The organism is Anaerobiospirillum succiniciproducens DSM 6400, from assembly GCF_000482845.1.
Classification (GTDB): domain Bacteria; phylum Pseudomonadota; class Gammaproteobacteria; order Enterobacterales; family Succinivibrionaceae; genus Anaerobiospirillum; species Anaerobiospirillum succiniciproducens.
This window is the reverse complement of sequence record NZ_AXWV01000029.1, coordinates 1-11,975: the sequence shown is the minus strand read 5'-3', so window position 1 is coordinate 11,975 and position 11,975 is coordinate 1. Positions and strand designations below refer to the sequence as shown.

Here is an 11,975-nt window from a genome sequence, read left to right as displayed (position 1 = left end):
CAGCACGGTTTGTGGGTGCTACAATCCGATACATTCAGCTGTTTGGTGCATGATAGTTTAGCTATTAAAAATAGTTCTTGGTTAGTATCAGCTCCATAAACGAGATAGACCTCGGCAGCTCAACCTATTTATTGAACATTTGGAGTTTTATCTTGTTTAAGAAGACCTTAGTAGCCTTAACTTTAGGCGCAGCTTTATGTGGTTTTACCTCTACTGCCTCTGCAGACACCATTAAGGTTGGTACTCACCCAACTTTCGCTCCTTTTGAGTTTGTAGATAAGGACGGTAATGTAGTTGGCTTTGATATCGATCTTATCAATGCTATTGCTAAGGCAAATGGTGATACTGTTCAGATCGAGTCCATGCCATTTGATGGTCTGATTCCATCAATGATTACTGGCAACATTGACGCTATCATCTCTGGCATGACCATTACTGAGGCTCGTCAGAAGCGTGTAGACTTCACTGATGGCTATTACAACTCAAACCTTTCTATCCTCATTAAGAAGGACAAGGAGGCTGAGTACACTTCTGCTGATGCACTTAAGGGTAAGACTCTGTGCGTGCAAATCGGTACCACTGGCCACGCTTTTGCTGAGACTATCTCCAAAGATAACATCAAGGCTTTAAACAATGAGTCCGACGCGATTATGGAGTTATCTAACGGCGGTTGTGAGGCTGTGATTAACGATCGTCCAGTTAACCTTTACTATCTGCAGAAGTCTAACTTAAAAGACATTGTTGAGTTTGTTGATCCTAAGTTCAAGGACAATGTCGATCAGTTCGGTGTTGCTGTAAGTAAGGGCAATGAAGAGCTGTTAAAGAAGCTCAATGAAGGCTTTGAGAAGATTTCTGCATCTGGCGAGCTTGATGCCCTGCACGTTAAGTGGTTCGGCAAGGGCCTTGAAAATACCAAGTAATCTCAAACGCCACTCAATCATTTGGCGATAAGCCATTCAAAAGTACCGCAGCAGCTTTACAGCCCTGCGGTATTTTTTTGTCTTTTACTTATCAGGCAAAACTCAAATGGCCTAAGAGACAGAGGGAGACAGTAGAGAAGCTTCGGGGCGGGCGCTCTAAAGAGCTGCACTAGCAAAGCAATTACACGCTTAGCTTTAGCATAAGAAATAATGGGCGCTGATGTAGAAGGAAAGATAGTTTTAGTTAAAGCACCAGATGGAACGGGTGGCTGACAGATAAATGAAGACAGATTGCGAAGCGTGGATTGATGAGTATTTGAGTGAAAACAGCTTGGGTAGCGTGGATTGATGAGTATTTGAGTGAAAACTGCTTGGGTAGAGTGGATTGATGCAGACTTGAGTGAAAACAGCTTGGGTAGCGTAGATTGATGAAGACTTGAGTAAAAGAGCTTGATGGAGTGAATTGATGAGGATTTGAGTGAAAAGATATGGGGAGTAGCTAGAGGAGGGAGCACAAAAAAGGGCGTAGAGAAGACTACACCCCTGGTGACATCACATGCATGTGTGACATCTATAAGACAAGGTTTAAACGGTGTCTTACTTTACAAGCTTAGGCATAGGCTTTTGAGTACATGCTTTTGCCTTACAAGGTCACAAGCATTGAGCATGAAAAGCGCTTTGCTAAAGCTTGGAGTAACTAACTAAAGGCACTATCGTAAAGTCGATTGTGCCTTTAGCTAAGAGATTTGGTTTTAAAGAAGACGCCCTTTTATAAAGGACGCCTCTTTTTAATAAGAGAACTAAATGATTAGTTCTTCTTACGATACTTACCCATATCGATAGCAACAGCGGTGGCAATAATGATGCCCTTAATAACCTGCTGCCACATTGGGGATACGGAGATGAACTGCAGACCGTAAGTAATAATGGTGAATACGAATACACCAGTGATAATGCCTGATACGGTTGCGATACCACCCATCAGAGATACACCACCTACTACGCAAGCTGCGATGGCGTCAAGCTCGTAACCCATACCGTACTGGTTAGTAGCACCAGCGGTACGTGCTGCTTCGAGCACGCCAGCGATACCATAGAGGCCAGCTGCGAGGATGAAGATGAAGAGGTTGGTAGCGTAAACGTTAACACCAGCAACAACAGCTGCTTCACGGTTACCGCCTAATGCGTATACGTTCTTACCGAAGATGGTCTTGTTCAGTACGAACCAGATAGCAACGGTGATAACAGCAGCAATAGGAATCAGAATGGATACGCCTGGGAAGCCGCCGCCCTGGAAGAACTTAGTCTGACCTAAAGCTGCGAAGTCTGGACGTACACCACCAATTGGCTGTGAGTTGTTAGGTGGTAAGTCGAAGTACAGTGAGCAAGAACCGTAAACGATAACAGAAGTTGCCAGAGTTGCAATGAATGGGTGCATCTCATACTGTGCTACTAAGAAGCCGTTCAAGGCACCGAAGCACATACAGATACATACAGCTACAAGAATTGGGATGAATAATGGTAACTGAGCTAATTCAGGGAAGAAGCGGTTGCCATAATCAGCTGTCTGTAACATGGAAGTTGAGATAACTGCAGCTAAACCTACAATACGACCAGCTGAAAGGTCACAGCCTGCGATTACTAAGGTAAAGCAGATACCCAGTGCAATAATCAACTTGGTGGATGACTGAGTCATAATGTCGAGTACCACACGGATCTGCATGAAGCGAGGCTGCATGATACAGATGATTAAGACCAGCACAACCATCGCGATGATGATGGCGTAGTTGGTTAAAACGTTATTCAGCGTTTTAGAGTTAATAATAATGTCTGCAGCACCTGCACGTGGGTGGGTTAATCTCCAACCATTTTGCAGGGTCATCCAAGCACCGATGATCATCAGGATGATTGGAAGATCATATAAAGTCTTGATATGAGCGAAGAAAAGAATTGCGCCCAGAACAACGACAGCAACTCCCAGGCCGGTCAGAGCCTTGTAGTAAGAGTTCTGTGAAATAGTATTAGCCATAAAGCCCTCTCTACTTCTTAAAGCTTGAAGCCAAGCGCATGATTTCTACTTGGTCAAAGTTTTCTTTATCAACAAATCCAGTTACGTGGCCTTCGCACATAACCATGATTCGATCAGACATACCCATAAGTTCAGGCATTTCAGAGGAAATCATGATGATTGACTTGCCCTGCTTAACCTGATCAAGCATTAAGGTATAGATTTCGTACTTAGCACCTACGTCGATACCACGAGTTGGTTCGTCGAAGATGATGATGTCAGAGTTGGTTAAGAGCCAACGAGCAATCAGAACCTTCTGCTGGTTACCACCAGATAAGTTCTTAATTGGAGTATCTAAGTTAGGGGTCTTAACGCGCAGTTCTTTACATGAGGCCTCAGCAGCTGGAATACGCTTAGCATCATCAAGAACACCCATCTTGGCAAAGGTGCTTTGAGCTGCAATAAGGGTATTGTCAAGAATTGACAGAATGCCGAAGATACCGTTTTGACGACGCTCTTCAGTGAGCAGCGCAATACCATTACGCTTAGCGTCACGAACAGACTTAACGTTGATCTTCTGTCCATTCTTGTAAAGTTCGCCACCAGCTAAAGCTCTCAGACCGAAGATGGCCTCAACCAGCTCGGTACGCTGAGCACCAACCAGACCACCGATACCTAAGATCTCGCCTTTGTGCAGCTGGAAGTTAACATCCTTGAAAGAACGCTTATCTTCAGCAGTGAAGTGCTTAACCTCAAGAATAACTTCTTCAGATGGAGCTGTATCACGTATAGGGAAACGGTTGGACATATCACGACCCACCATCTTCTTGATGATGAAGTCTTGATCAATATCTTTAGCTAAGTAAGTGCCGATAAATTTACCGTCTCGCATGATGGTTACGTCATCAGAAATGCGTAAAATTTCTTCCATCTTGTGAGAGATATAGATGATAGAACGGCCTTCGTCTCTTAACTTGTTGATAATCTTGAACAGATACTCAACTTCGTTCTCGGTAAGAGAAGAGGTTGGCTCGTCCATGATGATGATCTTAGCGTCGTAGGAGATAGCGCGAGCAATTTCCACCAGCTGTAAATTAGAGGCAGAAACCTTACCTGCGTTAACTGCTGGATCTACGTCCAAACCGATGCTCTTGAAGAGCTCAACGGTTTGATCGTACATAGCTTTGTGATCAACGAAGCCAAACTTGGTAGGGAAACGACCAATCCAAACGTTTTCCATAACGGAACGGAAACGGATTGGGTGAAGCTCCTGGTGAATCATGGAGATACCCATGGCCAGAGCTGCTTTGGTGTTCGGAATATCATTGATGCTCTTACCATTGTATAAAATGGTGCCCTCATCAGGATGATACAGTCCGAACAGACATTTCATGAGCGTAGACTTACCTGCACCATTCTCACCCATAAGAGCGTGAACAGTACCAGGTCTTACCTTTAGATTGGCATGATCGAGTGCCAATACACCAGGGAAGCGCTTCACAATGTCGTTCATCTCAAGGACGTACTGACTCATGAAAAAAGATCCTCTTACTGCAACCAGACTGAAAATCTTAAGAGGATAGCTTGAGTAGTTCCACTAGCTTGGCAATCTTGTCACCTTGTAACCACGGTAAACCATGACAATAGATGCTTAAGATGGCGACTAATAGTAATCACGTTCAATTAGTTTTCTTGTCTTAGCCCTTACCAACATCGTCATTGTTAAGCACTTTGGTAAATCGTAATATTCACCAAAATGCTACGATGTCTTGCATGCATGCGGTTTTTTTCGGCTTAGGAGCTTTTAAAAAACCACCTTGTAAGAGCATTTTTGAGCCTCTTAAGAAAAAGTATCAAGTATCGATACTACAAAATGACTTAAGATACTGACTAACAAGTAGTATTGTCAGAACTGTATCTTCATGTCTAAGAGGTTCTAATGCTTGCAGGCTATGATTCAGCGCAATGCTGAAAGTTAAAAGCGCTACAAGTGAAGAAAAGATGTGGGCTTATCTTTAGATAGAGTCCACATTAAAAAACTTTGAACCTTATCTTCTGAAAAGCAAATGAACGAATGTCTATTAGTGCTTGAAAGTTCTACATCTTGCTATAGAAGAACTAACTAAAGCGAGTGTCGCTGTAGTTAACCCCTCATTTACATATCTAAAACTTCAGTCTTTTACCCAGTGGCTGTATGAATTACTGCCACTATCCAAAGGCACGTTAGCTATCGTTGGGCAAAACCTTAAATAACTTTATGAACCTTTGAGCGAGTGAAAACTCACCCGCTTCTACGCACTCAGCCCCATGACCCAAAGGATCATGAGGCGCAGCGTGAAAACAGATAGATTGTATTTTGCACTAAGAACAAGGGCCTACTCAGGACAGGCCTGAGTAGGCCCCGTTTTGAAGTACAGATTGGTTACTCAGCTAAAGCAAAGTCCTATCTGCTTAGCTTAACTTCTGAGAGAAGGATTATTGGAAGTCCTTGTAGTTCTCAGCAGTTACACGTACGTATGGAATCCAAACGTACTTGCCGTCGGTTACGGTGTAGCCGATTGAAGCCTCGTCAACTGGCTTGCCCTGAGCAACCTGGTTAGCGATACGAACAGCAGCAGTACCCTGGTTAACAGCGTCGTTTAAGGAAGTACCTAAGAGCTGACCCTTAGAAATAGCCTGAAGAGCTGGAGCGGTAGCGTCAACACCAACAACTGGGATGAACTTAGAAGGATCCTTGCCATCGGTACCTAAGTTGTAGCCTTCTGACTTGAGAGCCTCAACTACGCCTAAAGCCATGTCGTCGTTGTTGCAAAGAACAGCTTCGATTGATTCAACGCCTAAAGAGGTGATGAAGTTCTTCATCTTGTCGTGGCCCTGAACCTTATCCCAGTTAGCGTTGTCAGAACCAATCTCAACGATGTCAAGACCAGCGTCCTTCATTGCCTTTACGCAGTACTCAGAACGTAAGGTAGCGTCCTGGTGACCCTGCTCGCCCTTGATTAAGATGTACTGTAACTTGCCATCCTTGTTCTTGTCTGCCTCTGGGTGGCCCTTGAAGTATTCAGCGATTAACTGACCACCGATAGTGCCAGACTCTTCAGCACGAGCGCCTACGTAGAAGGCCTTATCGTAGCCCTTTAATACCTTTGCATCAGGCTCACGGTTGATGTAAACGATAGCAACGTCAGCAGCCTTAGCCTTGTCAGCTAAAGGACCAGCAGCAGAACGGTCTACTGGGTTGATGATCAGAGCGTTAACGCCCTTGGTGATGAAGGTATCAACCTGGTCATTCTGCATTGGCTGGCGGTTCTGTGAGTCTACTAACTCAATCTCTGCGCCTACAGCCTCAGCTGCTTTTTGCATGTTGTTACGAACGCCAGTCATAAAGGTGTCGTCGAACTTGTAAATGCATGAGCCGATAAGGACGTCTTCAGCCTGGGCGGTGCCAACAGCGGCGGTTGCAAATAAAGCGGCAGCGGCGATAGCAGTAAGAGACTTCTTCATATGGATTTAATCCTCCAAAGGAAACAAAGATTTCTTAAGGCACTAACAACAGTCGATGCAAATGAAGCGTTGAAGATAAAGTGCTTCACTATCCGCTTAAGAATCCTCAAATGAGGTAGCAAAGTTAAGCGGTGCATCTTTTCGTGCCCTAAGTTCTCTAACTTTTAGCAGCTGTGTGAGACAAACATAAGCACAGATGCATCAAGTCAGGGAGTTTTGAAGCCAAGGCACAAAGAACCTTAAGTTCGATACCATGATAGTGATTTGTCTAGATAAAAAGTGAGAGGCCTCTCCCACTTTCAATATGTGGCTTTTGTTATACAAATAGCTAAGTTTGCTATTAAAACTATGGTTTTGTCCGATAAATAAGCTAGTGTTACAAATTTTCATAGGTCAAAATGGTAACGTTTACACACTAGTTTCAATTAAAAAATGTGAGGCAACTCACCAAAAGTATTGCCAAATAAGTTGTGTATAAACAAACATATCTTAACGATTAAGCTGGTTTAAGTGATCGCCGAATAGATGCGTGCTCTTTAAGCACTAAAACAGTGCTGTGTAAAATTTGCCGTAGATAAGCCAATCTTTAAAAGTGTGTTCGTGCACGGAAATTGGCGCATTTCTGTCAAACTGAAAATATTACCAATACAGTGCAATATCGTACATTTATGACAACTTAATTATATCTTGTTGGTATGACTGGTTTTTAACATAAATACGATATATAAGGCATTTGTTGAGTGTGATAAAAATGAAAATGATTAACAAATTAGTAACACTTTGTTGTACATCTCATTATTAACATTCAAAAAGCTACAGTCTGTATCGTTAAATTATGTCGATTTTAAGATGTAGATCCAAAATATACAGGGTTTAAAGACTGTGTAAACGTTTACATAAGTAAAACTTATGCATTCTCTTGAGAATTTCCTATAAATAAGAGATATATGCGGTTTATAACAAAAAATATAGTAATGATATGTTTGGTATAGATGCCATTTTTGTTACACAAACACGTCACAATTAGCCAAGCAAACTTTGCCTTAGTGTCTGATCTAGCTTTTTCTACTCTCAAGATCTCAGCATCTGTCAAAGAAAGTGCAAGAGATCAACATTTGTAACCCATTAAGTAGAAACGATGCACTGCTGATCTTTGTGATTGCATGATGGGCACTTTTAAGTATGAAATGATTCACTAATGATCTGGGCGATCTTTGTTGTTGCAGCTCTAAATAATGTGGTGATCTTATGGTGCTGCAGATAAGCGTGCAGATCGTGGGATGATTGATTTTATGGGGGTTTGAACGTTCAAAGCGATCGTGTGTAAGCTGCGTTCAGTCAAGAGTATATGCATGCTCGAGGCATTAGCGATCTTAGTTTTGAACAGCTATATATATTTTGAGAGATCGTGAGTGAGATGGGGTGAGCATGAGATCATGCGTGATCTTATAGAGGGATTTGTCTGGTGTGATCTTATTGCTGTTAAAGAAAAAAGCCCGCATAAAGCGGGCTTTGTGAGTATACATAGTGATCTTAAGATCGCCATGTGAGATCTTATAATTCTAGGCGATGCTTATGCATTACCTGAGTTCTGATAATGCAGCTATATATAAGTTGGAGATCTTAGTTAAGGCCAAGCTTAGCCTTGATTGATGCAACAGCATCAGCAACAGCAAAGCTTTCCTTTTCCATAGTACGACGGTTCTTGTACTCAATAACGCCCTGATCTAAGCCCTTAGCACCAACAGTAATAATGTGTGGAATACCAATGAGCTCCATATCAGAGAACATAACGCCAGCACGCTCATCGCGATCGTCATAAAGAACTTCAATACCAAGAGACTCAAGCTCGTTATAGAGCTTCTCGGCAGCTTCTTTAACTTTCTCAGACTTGCCAAGACCTAAAGCTACAATGGCAACAGAGAATGGAGCCATAGAGTCAGGCCATACGATACCGTAGTCATCGTGGTGCTGCTCAATAGCTGCAGCAACTACACGGGTAACACCGATACCATAGCAGCCCATCAGCATAGGGATGTTCTTACCATCCTTATCGGTAACAGTTGCGCCCATAGCCTCAGAGTACTTAGTGCCAAGCATGAAGACTTGACCAACCTCAATACCCTTGCGTAGGTGCAGAGTGCCTTGACCATCTGGGCTTGGATCGCCTTCTTCAACATTACGCAGATCAGCAACCTCGTATGTTGGAACATCACGATCCCAGTTAACACTCTTTAAGTGGAAGCCATCTTCATTAGCACCGCAAGCAAAGTTGCTCATAACATTGGCGTTGCGATCTACTACGATACGACCCTTGAAGCCAACAGGACCTAATGAACCGGTGTGAGAACCAGTGAAAGCAAAGATCTGCTCATCAGTTGCAAACTCAACTGGATCAGCAACACCGTTAAGCTTGCCAGCCTTGATCTCGTTTAACTCTTGGTTGCCGCGTAAACAGAGCATGATGAGCTCGCGTGAGCCATCTTCTTTCTCTTCGCCTAAAACAATTAAGCTCTTAAGTACATTGTTAGCATCTAAGGATAAAGCTTGAGCGGCCTCATCTACAGTGTGGCAACCTGGGGTTGGAACCTTAGTGTATGGATCCTTAGCCTCACCACGCTGCTCGTTCGGAGCTAAAGCCTCAGCCATTTCGATGTTGGCTGCATAGTTTGAGGTATCAGAGTAAGCGATTGTATCCTCGCCAGCGTCTGCTAATACCTGGAACTCGTGAGAGTGGTTACCACCGATTGAACCAGTGTCAGCCTCTACGGCGCGGAAAGTAAGACCTAAACGTGTAAATACGCGTGAATAAGCATCGTACATGTCATTGTAGGTCTGAGTTAAAGACTCGTGATCCATGTGGAAAGAGTATGCGTCCTTCATGATGAACTCACGGCCACGCATTACACCGAAACGTGGACGTACTTCATCACGGAACTTAGTCTGAATCTGATAGAGATTCATAGGCAGCATACGAGGAGACTTGATCTCATAACGGCATAAAGCAGTGATGACCTCCTCGTGGGTTGGGCCTAATACGAACTCGTTGTCCTTTCTGTCCTTTAAACGGCACAGCTCAGGACCGTATTTTACGTAACGGCCAGACTCACGCCACAGGTCAGCAGGCTGAACTACAGGCATGGAAACTTCAATAGCGCCCTTTGCGTTCATCTCCTCACGGATGATGGCTTCTACTTTCTGTAAGACGCGAAGGCCGGTCGGTAACCAAGTGTAAATACCAGAGGCAACCTGGCGGATTAAACCGGCACGTAACATCAGACGATGAGAATCAACAGCTGCTTCAACTGGATTCTCTTTTAAGGTTGCGAGCATGTAACGACTAGTGCGCATTGAAAATCAAACCTTTAAAAAAGTAACTACAAGAGCGCTCTTTAATCATTTGCTTGTAGCAGTTTGCTTAAGCTTGTTAAGAGAGCTCTTAACAAGAGCAATCTGATTTTACGAACCATTGGCACGTTAAATCAGATTACTCGTTAAGTGATCTTGGTCATTGTAGTAGTCGAACGGCATACATTCAATTAAAACTTTACCAAGTTCATGAACTATGTAACTAGAACATCTATAGAGTACTATAAAACGAGAACCCTGTAAAATAACGCTTTCTGGCTTTTAATTGCTAAATTTATTAAGATAAAATAGATAGTTCAATTAGCTTTACAGATGAACTATCATGTGCTAATATAAACCTTGATTATTTATCCGAAATTTTAATGAGGATTATAACCATGGTGCCAGAGCATGTAAGAGCAGTTAGCCGACCTGTAAACACAGTTGTTGTTGACTCAAAATCAAAAGGTGCTAAGCGTTATCTAGTTAGAGAAAGGGCGGGGTACAAAACTTCAAAAGGACATTACTCTGGACCTAGGAATGGCAAAGTCATTGGATACATAATCGATGGTGCGTATGTTCCTAGACAAGAGGAGATAAAGCGAGTAACACAAAGCTCTCGCTCAGTTATGCAGTATGGAGCCCCAGCGTTCGTAGCAAACAAGTGCAAGGATATACATCAAGACTTGCTCTTATGCTTTGATCCTGAAGATGCTAACCGCATTATGACCATTTCCTCATTGAGAGTAATTGACCCAGGTATAGCTTGTAATCGTTACCTTTCAAAAAGTCAGGGCTCATTCTTGTCGGTCTTCTATCCTTGCGTGGGACTCACAAAGAACGCGGTATCTCAGTTTATACAGCATCTTGGCATGAGTATTGAGGCACAGAAGAATTTCTATGGTTACAGACTTGCTCATGTTGCAGAGAGCCAGAATATCTTTATTGATGGTGTCCTAAAACAAGATACTGGTAATAATGACCTCTCTAGAGATTCTGCTAAGACACACCTTAAAGGTCATAAAGAAATCTCTGTAATCTATGCATATAGCCACGATATGCAGGAGGTAATTTGCTCAAAAGCTTACCAAGGCAACATGCTTGACTCTAAAGCGTTCAGAGACTTTGTTAAGAGCAACAACGTCACCAAAGGAGTTCTTGTCTGTGATAAAGGCTTTCCTGTAAGTAAGATTAGGAATCTCCTTGAACAATACCCTGATCTGCACTACATCTCACCGTACAGACGCAATGCCAAGGTGATTGATGAGCTTAACTTGTGTTCATATGAACAATGCGCAACATTGTCTAGTGGCGTGAATGTCCTTTGTAAGAAGGTATCTTTGCCTAATGGTAAGTACCTCTTCAGCATAAGAGATATGTCACGAGCATCGTTAGAACAGAATGGCATGATTCATAAAGGACTTAAGAACAATGGTACTTTCGATGGTGAAGAGTACTCAAAGAAGCTACTTAAGATGGGAATGATTGTGTTTGAGTCTGACCTTGACTTATCGCCTCTAGATATTCTTAATCATTACGATAATAGATGGTGGTTAGAGACCGTATTCGACTTATACAAGAACACATTAGACCTCGATATTACTAGAGTTCAGTCACGTGAATCTGTCATAGGTAATGAGTTCATTAACTTTGTTGCAACACTCATAGCATGCAAGTTAAGAAATGCCATGAATGACATGGATAAGCTATACGGCAACGACGGTTCTACATTTGCCTCTAGAATGTCTGACCTTAGAGATGTCTACAGGGCGGTCAATGCCCCGGCTAACGTTTTCATAGATGATGGTCACTGGGTTTTGCCTGCATCAAATGCCTCATTTACACTTATGGCAAGGCTTGGCTTAGTTGATGACCCTTCTGGAGAACTAACTAAACTTCCAAAGAATCGTGAGTCAAAAGCGCAAAGTAGCAAGAATGAATCACCGTCAACTAATGTCACAGACAATCAACATGAGGCTAATAACGTCTATGCAGTCTTAAAAGACAATGCTCATCAAACCATAGTGTCTGATGGTATTGAAACTGCAAAGGATAGCGGCGCAAAAAGAGGCAGAGGACGACCTAAAGGCAGTCTAAACAAGAAAACCATCGAGGCTATGAAACAAGGCCTTATAGTACAGGATGCTCCTAAAAGAGGTCGTGGACGACCAAAAGGCAGTCTAAACAAGAAAACC

Annotated in this window: 6 protein-coding genes; 2 read left to right on the top strand and 4 right to left on the bottom strand. The window is 42.8% G+C overall.

All coding sequences use genetic code 11. The annotated features are described in order from the left end of the window. The first annotated feature begins 152 nt into the window (after positions 1–152). Positions 153–920, top strand: coding sequence for a basic amino acid ABC transporter substrate-binding protein (locus H524_RS0105120; RefSeq protein WP_245580441.1), 768 nt, complete (start codon positions 153–155; stop codon positions 918–920). A gap of 808 nt (positions 921–1,728) precedes the next feature. Here H524_RS0105120 and H524_RS0105115 read toward each other — a convergent pair. The 4 genes from H524_RS0105115 to H524_RS0105085 all read right to left on the bottom strand — a co-directional run bounded on the left by H524_RS0105115 (position 1,729) and on the right by H524_RS0105085 (position 9,783). Beyond that, positions 1,729–2,949 carry a galactose/methyl galactoside ABC transporter permease MglC gene (locus tag H524_RS0105115; protein ID WP_027939446.1) on the bottom strand — a complete coding sequence of 407 codons (1,221 nt, stop codon included), beginning with the start codon at positions 2,947–2,949 and terminating at the stop codon, positions 1,729–1,731. Positions 2,950–2,959: 10 nt separating this feature from the next. After that, on the bottom strand, positions 2,960–4,462 hold the full coding sequence (locus H524_RS0105110; protein ID WP_027939445.1) for a sugar ABC transporter ATP-binding protein: 1,503 nt from the start codon (positions 4,460–4,462) through the stop codon (positions 2,960–2,962). Positions 4,463–5,403: 941 nt separating this feature from the next. After that, the gene (locus tag H524_RS0105100; protein ID WP_027939444.1) at positions 5,404–6,432 is read right to left on the bottom strand and encodes a galactose ABC transporter substrate-binding protein; all 1,029 of its coding nucleotides are present in this window, start codon (positions 6,430–6,432) and stop codon (positions 5,404–5,406) included. Between the two features lie 1,623 nt (positions 6,433–8,055). Next, complete coding sequence (locus tag H524_RS0105085) at positions 8,056–9,783, bottom strand: proline--tRNA ligase (RefSeq protein WP_027939443.1); 1,728 nt, start codon at positions 9,781–9,783, stop codon at positions 8,056–8,058. Between the two features lie 395 nt (positions 9,784–10,178). Between H524_RS0105085 and H524_RS0105080 the strand changes: the two genes are divergently transcribed. Then, positions 10,179–11,975 (top strand): transposase (locus H524_RS0105080; RefSeq protein WP_027939442.1); only part of this gene is annotated, 1,797 nt, incomplete at its 3' end.

Excerpts from the sequence above, each read along its gene's own strand:
- H524_RS0105100 (WP_027939444.1), bottom strand. The coding sequence starts at position 6,432 with ATGAAGAAGTCTCTTACTGCTATCGCCGCTGCCGCTTTATTTGCAACC.
- H524_RS0105110 (WP_027939445.1), bottom strand. The coding sequence starts at position 4,462 with ATGAGTCAGTACGTCCTTGAGATGAACGACATTGTGAAGCGCTTCCCT.
- H524_RS0105085 (WP_027939443.1), bottom strand. The coding sequence starts at position 9,783 with ATGCGCACTAGTCGTTACATGCTCGCAACCTTAAAAGAGAATCCAGTT.
- H524_RS0105115 (WP_027939446.1), bottom strand. The coding sequence starts at position 2,949 with ATGGCTAATACTATTTCACAGAACTCTTACTACAAGGCTCTGACCGGC.